Origin of the sequence: Bradyrhizobium sp. SZCCHNR3119 (assembly GCF_032487775.1) — a bacterium.
Lineage (GTDB): Bacteria > Pseudomonadota > Alphaproteobacteria > Rhizobiales > Xanthobacteraceae > Bradyrhizobium.
In genome coordinates this window covers 2,584,720-2,608,360 of record NZ_JAUEUV010000001.1, presented here as the reverse complement: position 1 = coordinate 2,608,360, position 23,641 = coordinate 2,584,720, and the positions used below count along the sequence as shown (strand labels likewise).

Below are 23,641 nucleotides of genomic sequence, written 5' to 3'. Positions count from 1 at the left end.
TGCCAGGGCAGCCGATGAACCGCATATCTGAGATGAGAACGCCGCTCCGACGGTGACCGGCGAGAGCGAGACAACAGAGACCTCAAAGGACGCCATGCTGGACGGATTGCGCCAATTCATCGCCGATGTGGTCTCGCCCCAGGAGACGCCGGCCTTCGACGACAATGGCTATCAGCTCGCCGCGACGGCACTGCTGATCCACGTCATCTCGCTCGATGGCGGGCCGAGCGAGGTCGAGAAGCACAAGCTGCACAGCCTGCTCGAGCTGCGTTTCGGGCTCGCTCCCGGCGCCGCCGACCGGCTGATCAGCTCGGCCATGCTGGCCGAAGGCGAGGCCGTCGATCTCTACCGTTTCACCAGCGTGATCATGCGCGAGGTCGACGAAGCCGGACGGCTGCGCATCGTCGAGATGATGTGGGAGCTCGTCTACGCCGACGGCAAGGTGACGGAATTCGAGGACAATGTGGTGTGGCGCGCCTCCGAACTGCTCGGCATCTCCTCGCGCGATCGTGTCGATCTGAAACACCGCGTTGCCGCCAGGCGGCAGGGCGTATCGCCGGAAGCATAGATCCGCGCCCAGGAACGCCGGAGACGGTGTTCATGGATAAAGTTTAATGTGGCGCGGAATCGGGCGGGGCGGTTAAGCCCGTAGGATTCCAGGCATTACGGACCCTCTTTGCGGCCCGCAGCCAGTTCCGGACCGCTTGCAAGTTCCTGCGCGCTTATGCTCTCTCTCCCGGTTAAATGATGTTCGAAAGTTGTTCCGAGAGACTGTACCGTGAGTGAACGTGTGACGCTCGTGACCGGCGCCTCCGCAGGGATTGGCGCTGAATTGGCCCGCGTTTTCGCCGCGAAAGGGCATCGGTTGGCCCTGGCGGCGCGGCGCGAGGACCGGCTCACGGCGCTGGCGCGCGAGATCACCGCAAAGGGCGGCCCAGCGCCCATCGTCATTCCGTGCGACCTGACGGCGCCCGACGCGGGCGACCACATCGCGGCGACGCTGGCGGAGGCCGGTGTCGAACTCGACCATCTCGTCAACAACGCCGGATTCGGTCTGTTCGGCAAGGCCGTCCAGCTCGATCGGGCCGAGCAGCTCGACATGATCGCCGTCAATATTCGGGCGCTGACCGACCTCTCGCTGCGCTTTGCCGACCAGCTGATCAAGAACCGCGGCGGAATTCTCAATGTCGGCTCCGTCGCGGGCTATCTGCCGGGGCCGGGGATGGCGGTCTATTACGCCTCCAAGGCCTATGTCATTTCCTTCACCGAGGCTCTGCACCAGGAGCTCAGCCCCCACGGCGTGCGCGTCACCGTGCTTTGCCCGGGTCCGGTGCCGTCGGAGTTTCAGGCGCGCGCCGGCTTCAAGCCTGGGATCGATTCGATGATCCTCAATGTGTCGCCGCGGGCGGTGGCGGCGGCCGCCTATCGCGGCCTGATGTCGGACAAGCGTGTGGTGCTGCCTGGGATCGGCATCAAGGTCGTGCCGTTCCTGCTGCGCTGGTTTCCGCGCGGCTTCATCCTGGCCGCGGTCGGCCGCCTGCAGCTGAAGCGAAGTTGATCGCCTCTGGCCCGCCGCTTGCTTTGTGAGAGGGGCACGCTCACGCGCCGTTAACCTTCGCTTAGCTAAGATCAGCAGGTGATGCTCAGGCAAAACCCCTCGCTTGGACCGAAAGGGGCCGCAGAGGCCGACATTCGGCAACTTCTCCCGACCGCCGGCGCCGCACGCGGGCCGAAACGGCCGGTCCTCGTGGTGCTTCATCAGGAAAGCTCGAGCCCCGGACGGGTCGGCAACGCGCTGCGCGCGCTTGGCCATCCGCTGGATATCCGCCGGCCGCGCTTCGGCGATGCGCTGCCGGAGACGCTGGATGGGCACGCCGGTGCCGTTATTTTCGGCGGGCCGATGAGCGCAAATGATGCCGACGATTTCATCCGTCGCGAAATCGATTGGATCGACGTGCCGTTGCGGGAGCAGCGGCCGTTTCTCGGCATCTGTCTGGGTGCGCAGATGCTGGCGAAGCAGTTGGGTGCCGCGGTGGCCCCGCATCCGCACGGCCGGGCCGAGATCGGCTATTATCCGGTGCGCCCGACCCCGGACGGCCGGAAGCTCTGCCCGCATTGGCCCGACCACGTCTATCACTGGCACCGCGAGGGTTTCGCGCTGCCCTGCGGGGCCGACCTGCTCGCCGAGGGCGATGACTTCCCGATCCAGGCGTTCCGGTACGAAAATGCCTTCGGGCTGCAATTTCACCCCGATGTGACCTTCGCCATGATGTGCCGCTGGACCACACGCGGCCACGACCGGCTGGATGCACCCGGCGCCCGGCCGCGGCACTGCCATTTCGAGGGCCGCGCCGTGCATGATGCCGCCGAGCGCGCCTGGCTGAAGCATTTCATCGACGGCTGGCTGAAGCGCGAGCCGATGCCGATGCTGGCGGAGGCGGCGGAGTAGGGGGCAATAGCGCTCGCCCTTCGCCATATTGCTTTGGATGTCGATGGACAGCCCGGCTTCGCCAAGAGGCTTCGCCGGGCACCACGCCTCGCCCTTCAGGCTCTTGCGTGGCGGTGCCACGCGTAGCCCGAAGGGCGAAGCGTGGTGGAGCCAGGCGGGATCGAACCGCCGACCTCATCATTGCGAACGATGCGCTCTCCCAGCTGAGCTATGGCCCCTTGAGCTTTTGCATGACAACCGGCCTTGACGGCTCGGAACATACGCCCGGTCGCTGCAGATGATTGGGATGGCGACCGGCAAGTCGCGTCATTTACAGTCCCTGCTGAGGCCAAGTCAAGAACGTCACATGCCTCATTAGCCTTGACGGGCGGCTTCCCTTGTTTGCGTGCGGCGGAACCGATATCTAGCGGATATCCAAGGTCGAATTCGCGACCGAGCCCCCGAGTAGCCCTGCATGCGCGCCGTTCTCGACATCATCCTGATCGTTCTGGATCTCTATGTCTGGCTTCTGATCGCGTCGGCCATCCTATCCTGGTTGATCGCATTCAACGTCGTCAACACGCGCAACCAGTTCGTGTCGGCGGTCGCCGAGTTCCTGTACCGGATCACCGAGCCCGTGCTGGCGCCGATCCGGTCCATGCTGCCCAATCTCGGCGGCCTCGATATCTCGCCGATCATCGTGATCCTGATCATCATGTTCATCGAACGGGTGATCCAGTACTACATCTACCCGGTCGTGTTCTGACCTGTGATGCCGGCCGCCGGAGGCATGACTCCCTGGCGTGCAAGCGGTGACGGGCTGAGCGTCGCGCTGCGGGTGACGCCGCGCGGCGGCCGCGACGCCGTCGACGGGATCGAGACTTTGTCCGATGGCCGCAGCGTGCTGAAGGTGCGGGTGCGCGCGATCGCCGACGGCGGCGAGGCCAATCGCGCCGTGACCGAGCTTCTGGCGAAATCGCTCGGCGTGCCCAAGGCCAGCGTGCGGCTGACCTCCGGGGCAACCTCACGGCTGAAACAGGTCGCGATCTCGGGCGATCCGGCGCATCTCGAAGAGGCCTTGCGCGGCCTCGCTTCGGTGACTAAGCCGACGCGCAAGCCCTAACCGCAGAGGACGAGATATGACCGCGCGGATCATTGACGGAAAGGCGATCGCCGCGGATTTGCGCGCGCGCGTCGCGAGCGAGGTCGAACGCGTCAAGCGCGATCACGGCCTGACGCCCGGGCTCGCCGTGGTGCTGGTCGGCAACGATCCCGCGAGCGAAGTCTATGTCCGTAGCAAGCACACCCAGACGCAAGCCGCCGGCATGGCCTCGTTCGAGCACAAGCTGCCGGCCGATGTCTCTCAGGATGAGCTCCTGGCGCTGATTGCGAAGCTCAACCGCGATCCGGCCGTGCACGGCATCCTGGTGCAGCTGCCACTGCCCAAGGGCCTCGTCACCGAGGCCGTCATCAACGCGATCGATCCGGCCAAGGATGTCGACGGCCTGCATCCGCACAATGCCGGGCGGCTCGCCGGCGGTCTTCCGGCGCTGTCGCCCTGCACGCCGCTCGGCTGTATCATCCTGACCAAGAGCGTGCATGCTTCGCTCGAGGGCATGAATGCGATCGTGATCGGCCGCTCCAATTTGGTGGGACGGCCGCTGGTGCAATTGCTGCTCAACGAGAACGCCACGGTGACGATCGCGCATTCGCGCTCGCGCGACCTGCCGCAGCTCGTCGCGCGCGCCGACCTCGTCTATGCCGCGGTCGGCCGGCCCGAGATGGTCCGGCGCGACTGGATCAAGCCGGGCGCGACCGTGATCGATGTCGGGATCAACCGCATTCCAACATCTGACGGCAAGACGAAGCTGGTCGGCGACGTGGCTTTCGCGGAAGTGTCCGAAGTCGCCGGCGCGATCACGCCGGTGCCGGGCGGCGTCGGCCAGATGACGGTGGCTTGTCTCCTGGTCAACACGCTGCGCGCGGCCTGCGCGATCGCCAGCTTGCCCGCGCCGGCTGTTTAACTCGCCACCGGCGGCGGCACGTTGGCCGCATACCAATCGCTGATCGAGCCCAGCGCCGGATGCGCCAGCGCGCGCGACAGATAGGCCCAGATCCGCGGCTGGTGTTTCAGGTAATGCGGCTTGCCGTCGCGGCGGTTGAGCCGGGCGAAGGTGCCGAGCAGCCGCGTATTACGCTGCGCCGACATCACGGCGTAATGCGCGCGGAAGGCTTCCTGGTCGAAGCCCGCATCGGCGGCCTCGCGGGCCGTGATATAGCGCGTCAGCAGCGCCTGCTCGATCTCCTCCGGCACATCGATGCGCGCATCCTGCAGCAGCGAGACGACGTCATAGGCCGGCGGCCCCATCACCGCGTCCTGGAAGTCGATCACGCCGACCCGTGCCATGCCTTCGCGCCCCGGCAGCCAGAGCAGATTGGGCGAATGATAGTCGCGCAGCACCCAGGTCGGCTTTGTCGCCAGCGGCTCGGCCAGAAGCTCGCGCCACATCGCCATGAACTCGGCGCGAAGCGCTTGGCTCGGCTGCACACCGCGATCGGGCAGATACCATTCCAGCATCAGGCCGATTTCGATCAGCATCGCATCCGCATCGAACGCCGGAACCGCGTAGCTGACATGCGGCGCCAAGGGCAGCACGTCGGGAGTTGTCTCGTCGTGCAGCTTGGCCAGCAGGTCGGTGGCGGCTTCATAGCGCTCAACGATGGGGCGCGGCGGATCGCCTTCGATCACGCCTTCGTTGCCGAGATCCTCGGTGATCAGAAATCCATGCTCGAGATCGGCATCGTTGATCTTGGGGGCGGAGATGCCGCGGGCGCGCAAGCTCCCGGCGATGGCGACGAAGGGGCGGACGTCTTCGGCCAGATGCACGGCGGCGCTGTAGGACTTGCCGCCGTAGATCGCGGGACCGTCGGGTCGCTTCGGCGAATTCATCAGGATATAGGCGCGTTCGCCCTTGAACAGCCGCGCATAGGAGCGGATCGAGGCGTCGCCCGCCATGCGCTGGCGTCGCGAACCGGCGTGCCCGGCTTCGGTCAGGAATTGCCGCAAAGCTCGCAAGCGGGCGACGATCGCAGCGGCCTTGCCGGAGCCTGTGACTTCGGCAATGCGGGCGTCGTCGCCCTTCGCGCCGTCGTGCCGAAAGGTGATGTCGATCCGGTCCATTGGCAACGTGCTGCCGGCGCGCTCCGGCCATTCGATCAGCACGACGGTGGCCTCGGGCAGCGGCGAAAGCCCGATCTCCTCCAGCTCGGACGGATCGCCGATCCGGTAGAGGTCGGCGTGAACGAGCGGAAAGCTCGGCAGGTCGTAGCTCTGCGCCAGCGTGAAGGTCGGGCTCGGCACTTCGAGCTCGGCGCTGCCGGCGAGATAGCGGATCATCGCGCGCGCTGCGGCGGTCTTGCCGGCGCCGAGGTCGCCCGAGAGCGTGATCAGGTCGCCGGGACCGATCAGCAGCGCAAGGTCGGCCATCAGGTTCGCGGTCGCGGCCTCGTCCGCGAGCGCAACGGTGAATGTGGTGGGCTCCGTCATTCCGCGGCGTTACGCTGCGCGATGTGGTCGGTCGGGAACTCGCAGGTCACGGTGGTGCCGCGCCCGACCACCGAATCCATCCGCACCTTGCCGCCGTGCAGTTCGACGAAGGAGCGCACCAGCGACAGGCCGAGCCCGGCGCCGCGATGGCGCGAGCCCTGCGAATGGCTTTCGAACCATTCGAACACCTTGTCCTTCACCTCGGGCGGGATGCCCGGGCCGGAGTCCGTGACCGAGAAGCTGACGCTGTGGTCGGTGCGGCGAGCGCTGACGACGACCAGGGTGTCCGGCGGCGAGAAGCCGACTGCATTGGCGAGCAGGTTATAGAGCACTTGCACGACGCGCCGCTCGTCGCCGACGAACGTGCCGACATCGGCAGCGACCTCGACGGTGAGGTGGATGCGGTCGGTGGCGAGCCGGTCCTGAACGCCCTCCGCGGCGGCCGCGATCGCCTGGGTGGCATCGACCGGGCCGAGTTCGAGCTTCATCGCGCCCGCGTCGATGGTGGCGAGGTCGAGAATGTTGTTGGTGAGCGCGAGCAGCGCGTTGGTCGATTTGGTGACGTAGTCGAGATATTCGGCCTGCTTGTCGGTCAGCGGGCCGGTCGAGGGATCGGACAGGAAATGCGCAAAGCCGATGATCGTGGTCAGCGGGGCGCGCAGCTCGTAGGAGACGTGGTGCACGAAGTCGATCTTCATCTGGCCGGCGGCTTCCAGCGCCTCGTTGCTCTCGCGCAGCGCCCGCTCGACATTCTCGGTATCGGTAATGTCCTGGAACGTTAGCATGGTGGCGCCGTCCGGCAAGGGGCGGCTCATGCAGTCCAGCACGCTGCCGTCCTTGCGCTCGAGCTTGAGCGCGAGGTCGCGCCGGTTCTCGATCCCGGTGACGGCCTCGCGCAGGCTGCGCCAATGCGAGGGGTCGTCATAGAGCGGCCGGCACCAAGCCTCCACCGTGTCGATGTGCGGCCGTTCGCGCAAGGCGTCGGAGGCAAGCCGCCACATCCTGGCGAAAGCCGGGTTGAACAGCTCGATACGGCCGTTGCTGCCGAACACGGCGACGCCCTCGGCGAGGCTGTCGAGCGTCTCGCGCTGAACCCGGATCAGGCCGTCATAGCGGCGGGCGAGGTTGAAGCTCTCGGTGACGTCGTCGAACAGGTACGTCACGCCACCTTCGGGATTGGGCGTGGTGACGACGGAGAGCGCGCGGCCATTGGGCAGGAACCAAGTGTCCTTGGCAGTCTCGACCGCGCGATAGGCCTCGTGCAGCTTGGCCTTCCAGGCGCGAAAATCGGCCTGTTCCGGCAGCTTGCGCGCGGCGCGCAGCCGGTCGAGCACGCTGGAATCGTCCGGCTGGCCGTCGAGAAAGCTGGTCTCGAGGTCCCACAGCCGGCGATAGGAATCGTTGTAGAAGGCGAGCCGGCGCTGGCCGTCGAACACCGCAACCCCGGAGGAGAGCTGATCCAGCGTCCGCCGGTGCGCCTCGGCCATGCGCACCAGCGCGGCGCGCAGCTCGTCCGCCTCGCTGGCATCGACCGCGACGCCGGCGCTGCCGCCGGACAGGCTGAAGGCGCGCACGTCATAGATGCGCCGCTCGCCGCCGGCGACGATCGGCAAGCGCGCGGCGAAGCTGCCGGAATTTCCGAGTGCGCGCTGCATCTCGCTGCGATCGTCGCTGTCGAGCAGTTCGACGTTCCGGCTGATCGCGTCGTGAACGTCCCGCGCCTCGGCGGCGTGCGCGTAGGCGGGATTGGCATAGAGCAGCGCGCCACCCGTCTGCTTGGCCCAGATCGGCCAGGGCAAGGCCGAGGTCAGCCCACGGAGCAGCTCGGTCTCTTCGAACAGGGCCCTCAGCCGCAGCTGCGTCTCGGCCAATTCGCGGCGGACACCGGAGAGCTCGCGGATGCGCACGATGGCCTGACCACCGATGGCACGCCCCATCACTTCGACGGCGTGGCCGTGCGAGGTGATGAGCTGCATCAGGAAGCCCTCGCCGATCTCGCGCAGCGAATCGATCGCGCGGTCGAGCTGCAGCGCCGGCTCCGACGGCAGCCAAGTGCCGAAGGCGAGAATGCGCTGCGGCTGGTCGGCCGGAACCAGCAAGGAGGTATCGCCGGAAATCTGCGGGCGGTGTCCGCCGGCCGGCCATGCGATCAGGATCTGCGGTTCCGCGAACAGCAATGCGCGATAGCGATCGGCCTGCAGCTGCAGCTCGGCAATGTCGGTGCGCAGCCGTGCCTCCTTGCGCCCGGCGCGGATCCGCGTGCGCACCAGCGCGATCGCCGCGACCACGGAAAAGCCGAGCAACGCAAGCGCCGCAGTCATCGCCGCGACGTCCTGCCGGCTCAGTTCGATGAGATTGGCGATGACATCGGCCGGCATGCCGTCGCCCGCAAAGGCCGCGTCCACCGGCGCAAGCACAGTTGCGGCCAGGCTTAATCGGCCTACGCGCGCGAGAGACGTGCATGACAGCAGCGTCCGACGCATCACCACGATCACGCCTGACATCTTTGCCCCAAAACCGCACGAAGTTTCGCGCGGCGCCGATCGCGTCGATCGTGCCGTTGCGCGAATCAATCAACAATAACCGCTTCGGGACTCCAGCGGTAAGAGTCCAGACCGTGAACGCGGACAGTGCCTGAGGAAAATGCACCGGATGTGTTTGCACGCGAACGAATCGGCGCGTGCGATGCCCGTGATTCAACGGCCTGTCGAACCGAAACCGCCCTCGCCCCGCGCAGTCGTCGACAGCGAGGTCGCAACGACGAACTCGGCGCGCGTGACCGGCGCGATCACCATTTGCGCGATCCGCTCGCCGCGGCGGATCGTGAACGGTGCCTCGCCGTGATTGATCAGGAGCACGCAGATCTCGCCGCGATAATCGGCATCGATCGTGCCCGGCGAATTCAGCACGGTGACGCCGTGCCGGGCGGCGAGGCCCGAGCGCGGCCGCACTTGCGCCTCGTAGCCCACAGGCAGTGCAATGCACAGGCCGGTCGGCACCATCGCGTGGCGGCCCGCCGCGAGCACGACAGGTTCGGCCTCGGGAATCGCGGCCAGCAGATCGAGCCCGGCGGCCTGCGCGGTCTGATAGGCCGGCAGCGGCAGGCCTTCGCCGTGCGGCAGGATCTGGACGTCGATGGCGATGGTGCTGGTCACGGTGGCGTTGTTCCTACGGCTTTGGCGATATGGGCAACCAGCGCGGTCGCGACCTCATCCTTGGTCATGATCGGCCAGGAGTCGACGTGAACGCGCTCGCCCTCGCGGGTCAAGAGATGCACCGTATTGCGATCGCCGCCCATCACGCCGGTCGCCGGCGACACGTCATTGGCAACGATCCAGTCGCAGCCCTTGCGCGCGAATTTGGCCTTGGCGTTCTCGATCAGATGCTCGGTCTCCGCAGCGAAGCCGATCACCAGCGGCGGCCGGTTCTCCTTCAGCTTGGAGATGGTGGCAAGGATGTCGGGATTTTCGACCAGCTGCAGCGGCGGTATCGCCGCGTCGGTCTTCTTCAGCTTCTGGCCGCCTTCGCTGGCCACGCGCCAATCCGCAACGGCAGCGGCGAAGATCGCAACGTCGGCCGGCAGCGAGGCCTCGACCGCCTGCAGCATCTGCCGCGCCGATTCGACATGCGTGATCGTGACGCCCTTCGGTGCATCGAGTTCCACCGGCCCCGAGATCAGCTGCACATCGGCGCCCGCAGCGTGGGCTGCGGCTGCGATCGCATAGCCCTGCTTGCCGGAGGAACGGTTGGCGATATAGCGCACCGGGTCGATCGGCTCGTGGGTCGGGCCGGCGGTAACCAGCACGCGCCGGCCGGCGAGCGGCCGCGGCGGGACCGGCTTGAGCATGCGCTGAACGACGTCGACGATTTCGAGCGGCTCGGCCATCCGGCCGACGCCGGCCTCGCGCGCCTCCGCCATCTCGCCGGCATTCGGCCCCACCATCTGAATGCCGTCGCGCTGGAGGGTCGCGGCGTTGCGGCGCGTGGCCGGATTGCTCCACATCATCGGGTTCATCGCCGGCGCGAGCAGGATCGGGCGGCTCGCAGCCAGCAGGATCGCGCTGGCGAGGTCGTCTGCATGTCCCTGCGCCATCTTCGCCATCAGGTCGGCGGTGGCCGGTGCCACCACGATCAGGTCGCAGTCGCGCGCCAGGCGGATGTGCCCGGCATCGAATTCGCTGCGGGGATCGAACAGGTCGGTGAACACGCGTTCGCCGGAGAGCGCGCTGGCCGACAGCTCGGTGACGAATTGCGTCGCCGCCTTGGTGAGGACGCAGCGCACCTTGATGTGCCGCTCTTTCAGCCGGCGGACCAGATCGAGCGACTTATAGGCGGCGATGCCGCCGCCGATGATCAGCGTGACGCGCGGCTCGCGCGTGGAGGCGGGCAGGGGAGAAATGGCCGTCTCCAGCTCGCCGGTCGGCGGGGCCGCGCGCGGCTCGGCCGGTTCGATCAGGCCGCGCAGGATGACGCGAACCTCTTCCTCGAGCGAGCGGCCATTCTGCGCCGAGCGTAGCCGAAGATAGCTCTTCAGCGCGTCGTCGAGCTTGCGGATGGTCAGGCTGGCCATCGCGGCCTCCCGGGCATCATTGTTGTGATTGCAATGCTATCATATTTTGATTGCGTTGCAATCAGCAGTGGTCGCCCTCCCGGACCTTAGGCCAGCCGCAACACCGCGATCAGGATGCCGATGAACGTGGCGGCGATGATCCACAGCGCGATGGCGCGCCACCGGCTCTTCCTGCCCTCGGTGCGGCCCATGGCGGCGATCGATTCGGGGGAGAGCCGCAGGCCGTCGCGCGTCATCACCTCGAGATGCTCCAGCACGGAAGCGGCGCGGTAGGCCAGCTCCGGCAAGGTCACGGCCAGCCGCGCCAGATCGCCGACGCCGGATGCTGCGCTCTGGATGCGCCCAAGCGGACCTAAATTGCGTTCGATCCATTCGCGCACCACGGGGTCGGCGATCTTCCAGATGTCGAGCTTGGGATCGAAGCCGCGCGCCACGCCTTCGACCACGACCATGGTTTTCTGCAGCAGAATCAGCTCCGGACGGGTGCGCATGTCGAACAGGCCGGTGACCTCGAGCAGCAGCGTGAGCAGCTTGGCCATGGAGATCTCTTCGGCCGTGCGATTATGGATCGGCTCGCCGATGGCGCGGATCGCCTGCGCGAAATTCTCCACCGAGTGATGCGGCGGCACATAGCCGGCCTCGAAATGCACCTCGGCGACGCGGCGGTAGTTGCGGGTGATGAAGCCGAGCAGGATCTCGGCCAGGAAGCGGCGTTCTTTCATGCCGAGCCGGCCCATGATGCCGAAATCGACCGCCACCAGCCGGCCTTCCTTGTCGAGGAACAGGTTGCCCGGGTGCATGTCGGCATGGAAGAAGCCGTCCCTCAGCGCGTGGCGCAGGAAACTCTGGATCACCTTGCGGCCGAGATCGGGCAGATCGACATGGGCGGCCTCCAGCCGCGCCCTGTCGTTCAGCGCGATGCCGTCGATCCACTCCATGGTGAGCACGTTGTGCGCCGTGCGGTCCCAGTCGACGACCGGCACGCGGAAGTCAGGATCGTCCTTGGTGTTCTCGGCCATCTCCGAGAGCGCGGCCGCTTCGAGACGGAGATCCATCTCCATCGCGACCGAACGCGACATCGTGTTGATCACCTCGACCAGCCGCAGCCGCCGCGCTTCCGCCGAATGTGCCTCGGCTTTTTCGGCGACGAAGAAGAAATCGGAGAGGTCGCGGCGGAAGCGCGACGCGACGTTCGGCCTGAGCACCTTGACGGCAACGGGAGTATGGATGCCGTCGCGTTCGACGTCGCCACGATGGACTTGAGCAATCGAGGCTGCAGCGACCGGCGGACCGAGCTGACAGAACACCTGGTTGATCGGGCGCTCGAGCGCGGTAGCGATCACGGCTTCCGCTTCAGCCTGTGAGAACGGCGGCAGCCGGTCCTGCAGCGACTCCAGGTCGCGCGCCATGATGACGCCGACCACGTCGGGACGCGTCGCCAGGAACTGGCCGAGCTTGAGATAGGCCGGGCCCATTCGTTCCAAGGCGCGCGACAGCCGCGGGCCGGACTTGGCGCCCGGGCGTTCGATCAGGCGCGCCAGCTTCAGCGGTATCTGACCGGAAGGCGGCACGAGAGCCGGGTCGACGGCACCGAACACGCCCTCGCGCGCGAAGACGAAAGCGGCCCGGGTGAGCCGCACGATATGGGTCAGTGCCGAGATCACAAACGCCAGCCGGAATGGAGCGCGACGATGCCGCCGGAGAGGATTTGCCAGGAAACGCGGGCGAAGCCAGCGTCGGAGATCATCTCGCCGAATGCGCTGGGGGTCGGAAACTTGCGGATGGACTCGACCAGGTAACGGTAGGACTCGGCGTCGCCGGTGACCGCGCGGCCGAGCTGCGGGATCACGTTGAAGGAGAACATGTCGTAGAGCTTGTCGAGGCCGGGGACCTGAACCGTGGAGAACTCGAGGCACAGGAAGCGGCCGCCATGCTTGAGCACACGATGGGCTTCGCGCAAGGCGAGATCGATTTGCGGCACGTTGCGGATGCCGAAGGCGATCGTATAGGCGTCGAAGGAGCGGTCGGGGAAAGCCAGCGCCTCGGCATTGCCCTCGACGAAGGAGACCTTGTCTTCGAGATATTGCTTGATGGCGCGCTGGCGCCCGACCTCGAGCATGTCGCCATTGATGTCGCAGACGGTGGCATGGAAGCCGGCTCCGGCCGCCTTCGCCGCCCGGAAGGCGATGTCGCCGGTGCCGCCGGCGACATCGAGCAGGGCAAATGGCTGATCGCCCTTCGGCGGGTTCAGCGTATTGATCATGATGTCCTTCCAGACGCGGTGCAGCCCGCCCGACATCAGGTCGTTCATCAGGTCGTAGCGGGACGCCACGCTGTGAAACACGTCGTTTACCAGCGTCTGCTTCTCGCCCAGGGGCACATCCCTGAAGCCGAAATGCGTGGTTTGGTCCGGCCGATCCATCACCCTACTCCGATACGGGACCATAGCGTGCCCGTCGCAATGGCGCTATCACGTCACTTCGATAAGGTGAATGGCGACAGAGGTGAATTGATTGCCTGAACTGCCCGAAGTCGAGACGGTCCGCCGCGGCCTGCAGCCGGTGATGGAGGGCGCCAGGATCGTGGCGGCCGAGGCGCGGCGCAAGGATCTGCGGTTTCCATTCCAGAAGGATTTCGTGGCGCGCCTCAACGGCCAGACCGTGACCGGGCTCGGCCGCCGCGCCAAATACCTGCTCGCCGATCTCGGCTCCGGCGACGTGCTTCTGATGCATCTCGGCATGTCCGGCTCGTTTCGCGTGCTGAAGCCGGACGAGGCCACTGCGCCCGGCGCCTTTCATCACCCGCGCGGCAAGGACGAGAATCACGACCATGTCGTGTTTCACATGTCCTCCGGCGCCGACGTTGTGTTCAACGATCCGCGCCGCTTCGGCTACATGAAAGTGATTCCGCGTAACGCGCTGGACGAGGAGCCCCTCCTGAAGGACCTCGGGCCCGAGCCGCTCGGCAATGAGTTCGACGCGGCGATGCTGGCGCGCTCATGCGCCAACAAGAAGACCAGCCTGAAGGCGGCGCTGCTCGACCAGCGGGTCGTGGCGGGACTGGGCAACATCTATGTCTGCGAAGCGTTGTTCCGCGCGCATCTGTCGCCACGCCGGCTGGCGGCCACCCTGGCCACGAAGGCCGGACAACGCAAGGGCGTTGCCGGGGCGGAGCCGACCGACCGTGCCGAGAAGCTGGTCGAGGCGATCCACGCGGTGCTGAACGAGGCGATCAAGGCGGGGGGATCGTCATTGCGCGACCACCGCCAGACCTCGGGCGAGCTCGGCTACTTCCAGCATTCGTTCCAGGTCTATGACCGGGAAGGTCAGCCCTGCCGCAGCAAGGGATGCGACGGCGTCGTCAAGAGGTTCACCCAGAACGGACGCTCGACCTTCTGGTGTCCGAAGTGCCAGAAGTAAGCGCCCGACCGCGGCCGGGGCTGGGCGTCGACCGCGCGATTGGCTCGGTGAAGTACAGGTAAAGTACACCTGCCGTTCTAGAATCCCGTCTCCCAGGTGATGTTGCTGTCGGCCCAGGTCGGATAGGCGCGCGCCGCGGTGGCCTCGCGTTCTTCGGCGGTCGGCCGCAGCAGGATCGGAAATTCCACGTCCATCAATTCGTTCGCTTCCTGCACCACCTGGTCACCGGCGATCTTGCCGATGGTCCAGCGCCACAGGCTGCTGATTTCCTGCGCGCACTTGCCCTCGGGCGCGAATTCGCAGACGCCGAGGCCGGCGGCGAGCGCATCCTGATGGTCGTTGCGCATCATGATGAAGGGCTGCGCCAGTACTTCGGCGATGTCGCGCGGTGCGTCATTGTCGAGCGCCGTGGTGGCGTCGGTGACACGATGGCCGCCGCGGATCGGCGTCTGGTTGAGCACGAAGGCGAACGGCTTGCGCCAGGCGCGCACCACGCTCAAGGTCGGCGCGGTGGCTTCGATGTCGGCAACGCTCGGACGCGCCGGGATCAGGCAGAGGTCGCAGTGGCGGATGGCCGCGGTCGACGCCGCGTTGACGCCGCTTGCGGTATCGATGATACAGACCGTCACGCCGCCGCGCGCGAGTGCCTCCAGGCGCTGTTCGATCATCTTGGCGTCGTATACGGCCTCGACGATGGGCTCGGCCTGATGACGCCTGGCCTGCCATTTCGACAACGTGCCCTGCCGGTCGGTCTCGATCACGCGCACATTGTGTCCGGCCTGTTGGGCAGCCACTGCAAGGCCGATGGCCAGCGTGCTCTTGCCGCTTCCGCCTTTCTGGGTGGCCAGAACGATCGTATACATCGGTCAGTAGTCCTTCGGCTGTTGACGGAACTTGATGGAACGCCAGCTGAGTTGCACCGCGCAACCTGCGATGCGGAGCTATTCTCGCTCAGGACGGTCCGGTCCGACCCAAAGGCACTTGCAACAGGCACTTGGAATCGCGGTGGTCCGAATCAGCACGCCGACAAATCTGATCGAACTATGTCACGCCGCAGGTGTCACCACATCCCGTTCGACTACGGCAGGACTCGTTCTGAGTTGATAGCAAGGTGCGTCGGAATCCAACGGCTTGAAGGGCCGTCGATCGGCCGCTCGGGACTTAAAAGCCGTTCTGCGATGATGGCGTCATCTGCAGGATGCGGGCTCTGCGGCCAAAGAGCTTCCTAATTTTGTGTAAAATGGTTTGCTTAATTTTGGGTAAACGAAGGCAGTGAGCGTGCCGCTCCCGGCCCCGGCAACTGGCGATTGAGGCGGCAAGGCGAAACCGCCGAGACCGCCGCACGTCGCGGCGTTCGTCTGTTCGCGGCTACTTCCGAACACAGATCACGCGCACCGTCGCGGCCTTCGCGTCCGCCGATTTGCCATCGAGACCGACGCCGTTCCCGGTGAGAAAGTCGCGCACGACTGCGGCCGATACGAGCACCGCCTGGGTGCCCGGCACGGCCGACGTTGCCCCCGCGACCACCGCCTGTTTCGCCAGCGCAAGCCCTGTAAAGCGGCTGTCGGCATCCATCGCGGGCGCGCCGGAGAAACCGAGACCGAGCGAGGGCGTCAATGAAAGTTCGCCGCTTCCGGCAGACGTTCCCTGCGCCGTCGCCTGCGCCTTGACCGTGCTGACCGCGGACCCGCCACCCTGATTTTGCGGATCGGCAATGCCGACGATGTCGAGGCTGGATTTCGCGCTGCCGGGGGCCAGGTTGAGCGGCCTCAAGCCGCGGGCACCGTAGATGCGCAGCAGTGCCAAGCCATGCGCCTTGTCGTCGGACACGCGATCGGCATGGCCGAAGCCGCCGATCGTGATCGCGAGACAACCGTCGACGATCTCGCGATCGGTCACGACGGCCCCGTCCTCGCTGACGACGAGGCCGGTGCCGTAATCGACCGTGCGCCGCGGCGGCGGCGCTGCGGCCGCGGTCGGGAACGCGGCAAATGCGCTCGACATGGCGATCACCACCGGGTCCAGGGTACTTTCCATCGCCTGATCATAGAGGATGGTGAGGGTGCGCACCTCGTCACCCCTGAAGGTGCCGCGGACATAGAACTTCTTCTGCTCCTGCGTGCCGGAGAGCACGAAGAAATCGGGTTTGACTGCGGTGTAGCCGACCGTGCGCCCGGCCGGCTCCTTCTTCTCGCGTTCGGCGAGTGCTGCGGTGGTCGGATTGGCTTCCTTGCGCCGTGCCAGGAGGATCTGCACCGTTCCGGTCGGCGAGCTCCATTTGGAGCCCCCGGCATCGCTCGCCTGTTGCGGCACCAGCTTGGTCGGGAGTCCGATTTTCGCGCCGGTCACGGGATCGGTGACGATCTTCCAGCCGACCGCCTCTTGCTTGCGCCGGGCGGCATCGGCCAGCGCGCTTCGCTCCTGCGGATTGAGGACGCCGGTCGGCTCGCCGCCTTTGAGCTTCTGATACGCCTTGACGGCGTTCACCATGCGCGCGCTGGCCTCGCCGGTGATCGCGCCGTTATATTGCCCGACCCAGGCGAGATCGGATTGCAGCGCCAGCCGCTGGGCCGCCGTCATCGCGTTGGCCGGGTCTGCCGGCGGCTGGGCCGGCGGGCGCGCCGGCACGGCAGCTCCCGTTTTGGGTTTGACGCCGGAGGAGGGGGGCGTGCTCAGCTGGGCCAGCGCAGGACTGACGCCAAGCAGCAAGGTCGCCGAGATCGATGTTGCCCAGGCCAATGGTCTCATGACAAATCCCAAACTCTTGCGGCGCAAATAAATAAACCCATCTGCTTGGTCGGTCGAATCGGGCGCGGGTTCAGGCTGCCGAAAGGCCGATGGCTCCGTCAGAGTTCGCGGAAGGACGTGTGAGACGATGCTGAGCGAGGAAGAACTCGAGCGTTATGCCCGCCACATCGTGTTGCGCGACGTCGGCGGCCCCGGGCAGGCGGCGCTGAAGCGAGCCTCGGTGCTGGTGGTTGGCGCCGGCGGGCTCGGCGCGCCGGCCTTGATGTATCTCGCCGCGGCCGGTGTCGGCACGCTCGGTGTGGTCGATGATGATGTCGTGTCGCTCTCCAACCTGCAGCGTCAGGTGATTCATGCGACGCCCGATATCGGCCGGCCCAAGGTCGAGAGCGCGGCCGAGCGCATCCAGGCGCTCAACCCGCACGTCAATGTCGTTGCGCATCGGACCTGGCTGAACGCCGACAACGTGCTCGACGTGGTCGGTGCTTATGATCTCGTGCTCGACGGCTCCGACAATTTCGACACGCGATATCTGGTGTCGGATGCCTGTTTCCTGGCGAGGAAGCCGTTGATTACCGGCGCGCTCGGCACCTTCGATGCCTCGCTGACCACGATCCGCGCGCATGAGACGAATGCGCAAGGCATTTTCAATCCGACCTATCGCTGCCTGTTTCCCGAACCGCCGCCGCCCGGCACCGTGCCGGCCTGCGCGGAGGCCGGCGTCATGGGCGCGCTCGCCGGCGTCCTCGGTTCGATGATGGCGCTGGAAGCGATCCGGGAGGTCGTCGGTTTCGGTGACGGCCTGGTCGGCCGGCTGCTGATGCTGGACGCGCGCACCATGCGCTTCGAGACCCTGCGCTACAGCCGCGATCCGACCAATCCCCTGAATGGCGATGGGCCTGTCATCGCCGATCTGAGCGCGCATCGGTGAGATCGACCTCTCCCGCACGCGGGAGAGGCAGCGACGATCACGCCGTCAGTCGGCGCTCGCTGTCCATATGGACAAGCTGCGATTCCTGATAGCGGGCGCCGGCGGCAACACCCGGCGGGAAAGCCTTGTCGAGCGCGGAGAGATGCGCCTCGGTCAGCTTCAGCGCGAGCGCACCGAGAGCTTCCGACAGGCGGTCGCGGTGCCTTGCACCGACCAGCGGCACGATATCCTTGCCTTGGGCCGCGACCCAAGCGATCGCCACCTGTGCCGGAGAGGCGCCGATATCATCGGCGATTCCGCGCAAGGTCTCGACCAGCGCGAGATTCTTGTCGAGATTGTCGCCCTGAAACCGTGGCGCGCTGCTACGGAAATCCTTCACGGCCCGGTCCTTCGACCAGTGGCCGCTGATCAGGCCGCGCGAGAGCACGCCGTAAGCGGTGATGCCGATGCCGAGCTCGCGGCAGGTCTTCAGGATGTCGCCCTCGATGCCGCGCGAGACGAGCGAATATTCGATCTGCAGGTCGCTGATCGGATGCACCTTGTGGGCGCGGCGAATGGACTCCGAACCCACTTCCGACAGGCCGATATGCTTGATGTAGCCGGCCTGCTTCAGCTCTGCCATGGCGCCGATGGTCTCTTCGATCGGCACCGACGGATCGAGCCGGGCAGGACGATAGATGTCGATCGCTTCGACGCCGAGCCGCTGCAGCGAGTAGGCGAGGAAATTGCGCACGGCAGCCGGCCGGCTGTCGTAGCCGTGCCAACCCTTGGCGGGATCGCGCAGCGCGCCGAACTTGACCGAGATCTGCAGGTTGCGAGGCCCGGCCGAGGCAAGCGCCTCGCGGATCAGCGTCTCGTTATGGCCCATGCCGTAGAAGTCGCCGGTGTCGAGCAGCGTGATGCCCGCATCGAGCGCGGCATGAATCGTGGCGATGCTCTCGGAGCGGTCGGCCGGACCGTAGAAGTCCGACATGCCCATGCAGCCAAGACCAATGGCGGATACGCGTGGGCCGGTCGCGCCGAGTTGACGGATTTCCATGATCGTTCTCCTTCGCTGGGACGGCGGCCGCTGGGGCCGACTGGACAACGCGGATATCGATCGTTTTCCTCGGTTCGATAAGCCGGACAATTCCGAACGGACCGTTCGGAATGCCGAACAATCAGCGTGGCCGCGGCTTCGGAGCGACGCAAGATCGCCCCCGCCCTGCACGGCAGGGCAAGCTCACAGCATGCTGGGTAGCACCCGATCCGGTGGCTTATGGCTGTCGAGGAAGGTCTTGATGTTGATGATGACCTTCTCGCCCATTTCGACCCGGCCTTCGATCGTGGCCGAGCCCATGTGCGGGAGCAGCGTGACCTTGCCGGCTTTGGCAAGCCGCACCAGGCGCGGGCTGACTGCAGGCTCATGTTCGAACACGTCGAGCCCGGCGCCGGCGATATCGCCGGATTCGATCAGCTTGGTCATCGTCTCTTCGTCGATCACCTCGCCGCGCGCGGTGTTGACGATGTAGGCGTCCTTGCGGATCAGCTTCAGCCGCCGCGCCGACAACAGATGGAACGTGGCCGGCGTGTGCGGACAGTTCACCGAGATGATGTCCATCCGCGCCAGCATCTGGTCCAGGCTTTCCCAATAGGTCGCGCCCAGCTGCTCGGCGATGACAGGGGCCACCGGACGGCGGTTGTGATAGTGAATCTGCAGGCCGAAGGCGCGGGCGCGGCGCGCCACCGCCTGACCGATCCTGCCCATGCCGATGATGCCGAGCCGCTTGCCGCCGATACGGTGGCCGAGCATCCAGGTCGGCGACCAGCCCGCCCAGTTCTTGCCCTCGGTCAGGATCGAAGCGCCCTCGATCAGCCGTCGTGGCACGGCAAGGATCAACGCCATGGTCATGTCGGCGGTATCCTCGGTGAGCACTTTCGGCGTGTTGGTCACGGTGATGCCGCGCGCGATCGCTGCGGCCACGTCGATATTGTCGACGCCGTTGCCGAAATTCGCGATCAGCCGCAGCTTGCTCTCGGGCGTGTTCAGGATGTCGGCGGTGATGTGGTCGGTGACCGTCGGAACCAGGACGTCGGCAGTCCGCACAGCCTCGGCCAACTGCTCCGCGCTCATCGGTTCGTCGTCGAGATTGAGCCGGGCGTCGAACAGCTCGCGCATCCGGGTCTCGATCGAGTCCGGCAACTTGCGCGTCACCACGACCAGAGGCTTTTTCCTAACCGACATGTCTTGCTCTCATGAGATCCTTCAGACCTCATTAACCGGGTTCGCCGAAACTACCGTCGCAGCCTATGCCGGCGTTCCCAGGGGATGGTCTCTCGGATCTGTTTTGGGGTTCCCGATCCGTCCCTTGCAAGGATTCGCCGGACGTTGAGGCGCGTCCTGGCCGTTGTGTTCGGTCCTCTGTAGCAGAAGGCAGGCCCAAGACAAGGCGCAGGACGCCCGCCGGAAGGTCCCCGCCCGCACAGGGGGATCCGGCGGGGTCGGTGGGAGCGGGCGAACGATTGCACGTGCGAAATCGGTCGAGGCGTCGATTCGGCGAGGGAGAGTGAGTTGCGTTTGATGGCGTTGGGGCGTTTTTCTTCGTTCGTGATGCTGGTCGCGGCCTTTCTGGGATTTGCGCTCAACCCGCCTGCCTCGGCCAAGGACTCCACACCGACCACCAGCGGCCTGCCCGTGCCGCGCTACGTCAGCCTGAAATCGGACCATGTGAATGTGCGGGCCGGTCCGACCAAGGACAACGATGTCGCCTGGGTCTACACCCGCTCGGGCCTGCCGGTGGAGATCACCGCCGAATATGAGAATTGGCGCCGGGTGCGCGATTCCGAAGGCGCGGAGGGGTGGGTGTATCATTCGCTTTTGTCGGGCCGCCGCACCGCTGTCGTGACGATGAAGAACAAGGATGACCTCGCCTCGCTCTACGACAGCGCCGATGCGACAAGCTCAGTCACCGCGCGCCTGCAGGCCGGCGTGATCGCTCAGGTCAAGAAGTGCAACGGCTCCTGGTGCCACGTCTCCGGCAACGGCTTTGATGGCTGGATCGAGCAGCAGAGGCTGTGGGGCGTCTACGCCGACGAGCAGGTGAACTAAGCGCCCGTGTCGCCGCGCCGATCACCGGCGGCTCGATTCCGATCTTCGTCTTGCCCTGAAACGCAAAATGGCCGGAACAATCCGGCCATGACGACAAGTCCGGGCGCCGCAGAGTGTGCCAGCGGCTCAGCGCTTCTTGCGCAGGCGCACCACCATGTCGACGCGGGAAATCTCGTAACCGTCCGGGACCTCTGGAAGCTTGGTCAAGGCCAGATGCTGATCGGGAATGTCGACCAGCTCGTGGTTGTTCTCGAGATAAAAATGATGATGCGTGGTGACGTTGGTGTCGAAATAGGTTTTCGTGCCGTCGACGCTGACCTGGCGCAGCAGCCCCGCATCGGTGAGCTGGTTGAGCGTATTGTAGACGGTGGCGAGCGAGACCGGAACTTTGGCCAGCGTCGCTTCCTCATAGAGCATCTCGGCCGTCAGATGCCGCGCGCCCTTCCCGAACAAGAGCCAGCCCAACGCCATGCGTTGCCGTGTCGGACGCAGGCCCGCCGCCTGCAGCATTTCGTTGACGTCGTGCCAGGGGCAGCCGTTGAGCGCAGGTTGGCGCCCGGTTCCGAGCCTGTCGCGGCTCGTCCGGTCGTCACTCACGATCGATGCGTTGTCGGTCGCGTCCACTTCAAACACCGCAAGTTGATACTCTTAAAAAGATATATGGAGAGAAAGCGGTACAGATGCAAGCTCTTCGCAACTGAGCCTATCTAGAACGCTCCTAAATCGCGTGAGCGCCTCGGAAACGACCGGAAAAAGATGCGGCGATTTAACCGGTCTCGGTGCTTTGCCGCCGAACGCCCCTATGTTAGAGAGCGGCCGGACCGGAACGGCCCGTTTGGCAATGGTGATCGCCATTTTGCCTTGAGCTTGCCGTCCGGCGTCGTCATCAGGTGTTCGACTGCAGGTTTTTACCTCCAGGAGGCCTGGCTCAAGCTGCCTCCGACACGGTTGGTGAACGGGCGCTTGGGCAGCGAGGCAGGTCCGATTTCGCGCGAAAATCTCCATCGGAGATGTTGAGGAGGCTATTTGAGCATGCTGGATCGGCGCAGCGGTTATGAATATGAGGACTTGCTGGCCTGCGGGCGCGGAGAGCTGTTCGGTCCGGGTAATGCCCAGCTGCCGCTGCCGCCGATGCTGATGTTCGATCGCATCACGCAAATTACCGATACGGGCGGCGAATTCGGCAAGGGCCTGGTCCGCGCCGAACTCGACGTGAAGCCGGATCTCTGGTTCTTTGCCTGCCATTTCAAGAACGACCCGGTCATGCCGGGCTGCCTCGGCCTGGATGCGCTGTGGCAGATGGTGGGTTTCTACCTCGGCTGGATCGGCGGCGAAGGCCGCGGGAGGGCTCTCGGCCTCGGCGAGTTGAAGTTCTCCGGCCAGGTGCTGCCGCACGTTCGCAAGGTCGAGTACAACGTCGACATCAAACGCGTGATGCGCTCAAAGCTGGTACTTGGTATTGCCGATGGGTGGCTTTCCATGGACGGCGAGATTATCTATCGCGCCAAGGATCTGAAGGTCGGCTTGTTCAAACAAGGGACTGCGCCGTCTTGAACCGGTCGCATCCAAACACAGACATTGTAGCAACCGTGATTGCGCAAGGACACAAGGGTAAGGCGAGGCGGACATGAGGCGGGTTGTCATCACCGGGATGGGCATCGTCTCATCGATCGGCAACAACACCCAGGAAGTGCTGGCGAGCCTCCATGAGGCGAAGTCGGGCATCTCCCGCGCCGAGAAATATGCCGAGCTCGGCTTTCGTTCGCAGGTGCAAGGTGCGCCGACCCTGAATCCGGCCGAGGTCGTCGACCGCCGGGCCATGCGCTTTCTCGGTGAGGGCGCAGCCTGGAATCACGTCGCGATGGAGCAGGCGATCCAGGACTCGGGGCTGGAGCCGAACGAGGTCTCCAACATCAAGACCGGCATCATCATGGGCTCCGGCGGTCCGTCGACGCGCACCGTGGTCGAAGCGGCGGATATCACCCGCACCAAGGGCCCGAAGCGGGTCGGACCTTTCGCAGTGCCGAAGGCGATGTCGTCGACCGCATCCGCCACGCTTGCGACCTGGTTCAAGATCAAGGGCGTGAACTACTCGATCTCCTCGGCCTGTGCGACCTCGAATCATTGCATCGGCAATGCCTACGAGATGATCCAGTACGGCAAGCAGGACGTGATGTTCGCCGGCGGCTGCGAGGAGCTTGACTGGACCCTGTCGGTGCTGTTCGACGCCATGGGCGCGATGTCCTCCAAGCACAATGACACGCCCGCCACCGCCTCGCGTCCCTACGACGTCACGCGCGATGGCTTCGTGATCGCCGGCGGTGCCGGTGTGGTGGTGCTGGAGGAACTCGAGCACGCCAAGGCGCGCGGCGCCAAGATCTATGCCGAGCTCGTCGGCTATGGCGCTACCTCCGACGGCTATGACATGGTCGCACCGTCGGGCGAGGGCGCGGAGCGCTGCATGCAGATGGCGCTATCTACGGTCAAGACCAAGATCGACTATATCAACCCGCACGCCACGTCGACGCCGGCCGGCGATCCGCCGGAAATCGAGGCGATCCGCAAGGTGTTCGGCAGGGGCGAGAAATGTCCGCCGATCTCGGCGACCAAGGCGCTGACGGGGCATTCGCTCGGTGCGACCGGCGTGCAGGAAGCGATCTATTCGCTTCTGATGATGAAGAACGGTTTCATCTGTGAAAGCGCCAACATCACCGAGCTCGATCCGATCTTCGCGGACATGCCGATCGTACGCAAGCGCATCGACAACGCCAAGCTCGGCACGGTGCTGTCCAACTCGTTCGGCTTCGGTGGTACCAACGCCACGCTGGTCTTCAAGCACCTCGACGCCTAACCCCATCGCACGGCCTGGGCGATCCGAGGGATCGGACCGGGCTCTCGTTGGTGAGGACATCG

Annotated in this window: 22 protein-coding genes and 1 tRNA gene; 11 read left to right on the top strand and 12 right to left on the bottom strand. The window is 65.6% G+C overall.

Features of this window, described 5'->3' with window-relative positions:
- Nucleotides 1-94: 94 nt before the first annotated feature.
- The 3 genes from QX034_RS12190 (at nt 95) to QX034_RS12180 (ending at nt 2,449) form a co-directional block, all read left to right on the top strand.
- Nucleotides 95-568, top strand: a complete 474-nt coding sequence (locus QX034_RS12190; protein ID WP_315702340.1) for a TerB family tellurite resistance protein — start codon at nt 95-97, stop codon at nt 566-568.
- Between the two features lie 210 nt (nt 569-778).
- Nucleotides 779-1,558 (top strand): SDR family oxidoreductase, encoded by a 780-nt coding sequence (locus QX034_RS12185; RefSeq protein ID WP_315702341.1) that lies wholly within the window; start codon nt 779-781, stop codon nt 1,556-1,558.
- 81 nt (nt 1,559-1,639) lie between these two features.
- Complete coding sequence (locus tag QX034_RS12180; protein WP_315702342.1) at nt 1,640-2,449, top strand: glutamine amidotransferase; 810 nt, start codon at nt 1,640-1,642, stop codon at nt 2,447-2,449.
- Nucleotides 2,450-2,591: 142 nt separating this feature from the next.
- Here the strand turns inward: QX034_RS12180 and QX034_RS12175 are convergent.
- Nucleotides 2,592-2,667: transfer RNA gene (locus tag QX034_RS12175), tRNA-Ala, on the bottom strand.
- A gap of 236 nt (nt 2,668-2,903) precedes the next feature.
- Between QX034_RS12175 and QX034_RS12170 the strand changes: the two genes are divergently transcribed.
- The 3 genes from QX034_RS12170 to folD are packed head-to-tail and all read left to right on the top strand — an operon-like array spanning nt 2,904 to nt 4,452.
- Nucleotides 2,904-3,194, top strand: coding sequence for a YggT family protein (locus tag QX034_RS12170; RefSeq protein ID WP_315702343.1), 291 nt, complete (start codon nt 2,904-2,906; stop codon nt 3,192-3,194).
- A gap of 24 nt (nt 3,195-3,218) precedes the next feature.
- The gene (locus tag QX034_RS12165) at nt 3,219-3,551 is read left to right on the top strand and encodes a DUF167 domain-containing protein (protein WP_315702344.1); all 333 of its coding nucleotides are present in this window, start codon (nt 3,219-3,221) and stop codon (nt 3,549-3,551) included.
- A 16-nt stretch (nt 3,552-3,567) separates the two neighbouring features.
- Nucleotides 3,568-4,452 carry a bifunctional methylenetetrahydrofolate dehydrogenase/methenyltetrahydrofolate cyclohydrolase FolD gene (gene folD / locus QX034_RS12160; protein WP_315702345.1) on the top strand — a complete coding sequence of 295 codons (885 nt, stop codon included), beginning with the start codon at nt 3,568-3,570 and terminating at the stop codon, nt 4,450-4,452.
- Here the strand turns inward: folD and tsaE are convergent.
- The 6 genes from tsaE to ubiE form a co-directional block, all read right to left on the bottom strand.
- Nucleotides 4,449-5,975, bottom strand: coding sequence for a tRNA (adenosine(37)-N6)-threonylcarbamoyltransferase complex ATPase subunit type 1 TsaE (gene tsaE / locus QX034_RS12155; RefSeq protein WP_315702346.1), 1,527 nt, complete (start codon nt 5,973-5,975; stop codon nt 4,449-4,451). The two genes, folD and tsaE, sit on opposite strands and share 4 nt — an antisense overlap.
- Nucleotides 5,972-8,479 carry a sensor histidine kinase gene (locus QX034_RS12150; protein ID WP_315702347.1) on the bottom strand — a complete coding sequence of 836 codons (2,508 nt, stop codon included), beginning with the start codon at nt 8,477-8,479 and terminating at the stop codon, nt 5,972-5,974. Before QX034_RS12150 ends, tsaE begins: the two co-directional genes overlap by 4 nt.
- A gap of 192 nt (nt 8,480-8,671) precedes the next feature.
- Nucleotides 8,672-9,130 carry a dUTP diphosphatase gene (dut, locus tag QX034_RS12145; protein ID WP_315702348.1) on the bottom strand — a complete coding sequence of 153 codons (459 nt, stop codon included), beginning with the start codon at nt 9,128-9,130 and terminating at the stop codon, nt 8,672-8,674.
- A complete protein-coding gene (coaBC, locus tag QX034_RS12140) occupies nt 9,127-10,545 on the bottom strand; it encodes a bifunctional phosphopantothenoylcysteine decarboxylase/phosphopantothenate--cysteine ligase CoaBC (protein WP_316195413.1) in 1,419 nt (472 codons plus the stop codon). The genes dut and coaBC overlap by 4 nt, the downstream gene beginning before the upstream one ends.
- An 86-nt stretch (nt 10,546-10,631) precedes the next feature.
- On the bottom strand, nt 10,632-12,209 hold the full coding sequence (gene ubiB, locus QX034_RS12135; RefSeq protein WP_315702350.1) for a 2-polyprenylphenol 6-hydroxylase: 1,578 nt from the start codon (nt 12,207-12,209) through the stop codon (nt 10,632-10,634).
- Nucleotides 12,206-12,967 carry a bifunctional demethylmenaquinone methyltransferase/2-methoxy-6-polyprenyl-1,4-benzoquinol methylase UbiE gene (gene ubiE, locus QX034_RS12130; RefSeq protein ID WP_315702351.1) on the bottom strand — a complete coding sequence of 254 codons (762 nt, stop codon included), beginning with the start codon at nt 12,965-12,967 and terminating at the stop codon, nt 12,206-12,208. Before ubiE ends, ubiB begins: the two co-directional genes overlap by 4 nt.
- Before the next feature lie 91 nt (nt 12,968-13,058).
- Here ubiE and mutM point away from each other — a divergent pair, with 91 nt between their 5' ends.
- Nucleotides 13,059-13,964, top strand: a complete 906-nt coding sequence (mutM, locus tag QX034_RS12125; protein WP_315702352.1) for a bifunctional DNA-formamidopyrimidine glycosylase/DNA-(apurinic or apyrimidinic site) lyase — start codon at nt 13,059-13,061, stop codon at nt 13,962-13,964.
- A gap of 77 nt (nt 13,965-14,041) precedes the next feature.
- Here the strand turns inward: mutM and QX034_RS12120 are convergent, their stop codons facing one another.
- Both QX034_RS12120 and QX034_RS12115 read right to left on the bottom strand, forming a co-directional pair.
- Complete coding sequence (locus QX034_RS12120) at nt 14,042-14,827, bottom strand: ParA family protein (RefSeq protein WP_315702353.1); 786 nt, start codon at nt 14,825-14,827, stop codon at nt 14,042-14,044.
- Between the two features lie 505 nt (nt 14,828-15,332).
- Nucleotides 15,333-16,712 carry a serine protease gene (locus tag QX034_RS12115; RefSeq protein WP_315743540.1) on the bottom strand — a complete coding sequence of 460 codons (1,380 nt, stop codon included), beginning with the start codon at nt 16,710-16,712 and terminating at the stop codon, nt 15,333-15,335.
- Nucleotides 16,713-16,839: 127 nt separating this feature from the next.
- Between QX034_RS12115 and QX034_RS12110 the strand changes: the two genes are divergently transcribed.
- Nucleotides 16,840-17,640 (top strand): molybdopterin-synthase adenylyltransferase MoeB, encoded by an 801-nt coding sequence (locus tag QX034_RS12110; protein ID WP_315702355.1) that lies wholly within the window; start codon nt 16,840-16,842, stop codon nt 17,638-17,640.
- 37 nt (nt 17,641-17,677) lie between these two features.
- On the opposite strand, the gene QX034_RS12105 is transcribed toward QX034_RS12110, so the two are convergent.
- Both QX034_RS12105 and QX034_RS12100 read right to left on the bottom strand, forming a co-directional pair.
- Nucleotides 17,678-18,679 carry an aldo/keto reductase gene (locus QX034_RS12105; protein ID WP_315743539.1) on the bottom strand — a complete coding sequence of 334 codons (1,002 nt, stop codon included), beginning with the start codon at nt 18,677-18,679 and terminating at the stop codon, nt 17,678-17,680.
- 183 nt (nt 18,680-18,862) lie between these two features.
- Nucleotides 18,863-19,864, bottom strand: a complete 1,002-nt coding sequence (locus tag QX034_RS12100; RefSeq protein WP_315702357.1) for a D-glycerate dehydrogenase — start codon at nt 19,862-19,864, stop codon at nt 18,863-18,865.
- 336 nt (nt 19,865-20,200) lie between these two features.
- On the opposite strand from QX034_RS12100, the gene QX034_RS12095 reads away from it, so the two are divergent.
- Nucleotides 20,201-20,728, top strand: coding sequence for an SH3 domain-containing protein (locus tag QX034_RS12095; RefSeq protein ID WP_315702358.1), 528 nt, complete (start codon nt 20,201-20,203; stop codon nt 20,726-20,728).
- Between the two features lie 126 nt (nt 20,729-20,854).
- Here the strand turns inward: QX034_RS12095 and irrA are convergent, their stop codons facing one another.
- On the bottom strand, nt 20,855-21,328 hold the full coding sequence (gene irrA, locus QX034_RS12090; protein WP_409977480.1) for an iron response transcriptional regulator IrrA: 474 nt from the start codon (nt 21,326-21,328) through the stop codon (nt 20,855-20,857).
- A gap of 432 nt (nt 21,329-21,760) precedes the next feature.
- On the opposite strand from irrA, the gene fabA reads away from it, so the two are divergent.
- Together fabA and fabB are read left to right on the top strand one after the other, a co-directional pair.
- The gene (gene fabA / locus QX034_RS12085) at nt 21,761-22,282 is read left to right on the top strand and encodes a 3-hydroxyacyl-[acyl-carrier-protein] dehydratase FabA (protein ID WP_315703148.1); all 522 of its coding nucleotides are present in this window, start codon (nt 21,761-21,763) and stop codon (nt 22,280-22,282) included.
- A 73-nt stretch (nt 22,283-22,355) separates the two neighbouring features.
- Complete coding sequence (gene fabB, locus QX034_RS12080) at nt 22,356-23,579, top strand: beta-ketoacyl-ACP synthase I (RefSeq protein WP_315702359.1); 1,224 nt, start codon at nt 22,356-22,358, stop codon at nt 23,577-23,579.
- The last annotated feature ends 62 nt before the right edge of the window (nt 23,580-23,641 follow it).

Coding starts and splice junctions, on each gene's coding strand:
- QX034_RS12190 (WP_315702340.1), top strand. CDS start 95: ATGCTGGACGGATTGCGCCAATTCATCGCCGATGTGGTCTCGCCCCAG.
- QX034_RS12180 (WP_315702342.1), top strand. CDS start 1,640: ATGCTCAGGCAAAACCCCTCGCTTGGACCGAAAGGGGCCGCAGAGGCC.
- QX034_RS12170 (WP_315702343.1), top strand. CDS start 2,904: ATGCGCGCCGTTCTCGACATCATCCTGATCGTTCTGGATCTCTATGTC.
- QX034_RS12165 (WP_315702344.1), top strand. CDS start 3,219: ATGACTCCCTGGCGTGCAAGCGGTGACGGGCTGAGCGTCGCGCTGCGG.
- folD (WP_315702345.1), top strand. CDS start 3,568: ATGACCGCGCGGATCATTGACGGAAAGGCGATCGCCGCGGATTTGCGC.
- tsaE (WP_315702346.1), bottom strand. CDS start 5,975: ATGACGGAGCCCACCACATTCACCGTTGCGCTCGCGGACGAGGCCGCG.
- QX034_RS12150 (WP_315702347.1), bottom strand. CDS start 8,479: ATGTCAGGCGTGATCGTGGTGATGCGTCGGACGCTGCTGTCATGCACG.
- coaBC (WP_316195413.1), bottom strand. CDS start 10,545: ATGGCCAGCCTGACCATCCGCAAGCTCGACGACGCGCTGAAGAGCTAT.
- ubiE (WP_315702351.1), bottom strand. CDS start 12,967: ATGGATCGGCCGGACCAAACCACGCATTTCGGCTTCAGGGATGTGCCC.
- QX034_RS12120 (WP_315702353.1), bottom strand. CDS start 14,827: ATGTATACGATCGTTCTGGCCACCCAGAAAGGCGGAAGCGGCAAGAGC.
- QX034_RS12115 (WP_315743540.1), bottom strand. CDS start 16,712: ATGAGACCATTGGCCTGGGCAACATCGATCTCGGCGACCTTGCTGCTT.
- QX034_RS12110 (WP_315702355.1), top strand. CDS start 16,840: ATGCTGAGCGAGGAAGAACTCGAGCGTTATGCCCGCCACATCGTGTTG.
- QX034_RS12105 (WP_315743539.1), bottom strand. CDS start 18,679: ATGGAAATCCGTCAACTCGGCGCGACCGGCCCACGCGTATCCGCCATT.
- QX034_RS12100 (WP_315702357.1), bottom strand. CDS start 19,864: ATGTCGGTTAGGAAAAAGCCTCTGGTCGTGGTGACGCGCAAGTTGCCG.
- QX034_RS12095 (WP_315702358.1), top strand. CDS start 20,201: ATGGCGTTGGGGCGTTTTTCTTCGTTCGTGATGCTGGTCGCGGCCTTT.
- fabA (WP_315703148.1), top strand. CDS start 21,761: ATGCTGGATCGGCGCAGCGGTTATGAATATGAGGACTTGCTGGCCTGC.
- fabB (WP_315702359.1), top strand. CDS start 22,356: ATGAGGCGGGTTGTCATCACCGGGATGGGCATCGTCTCATCGATCGGC.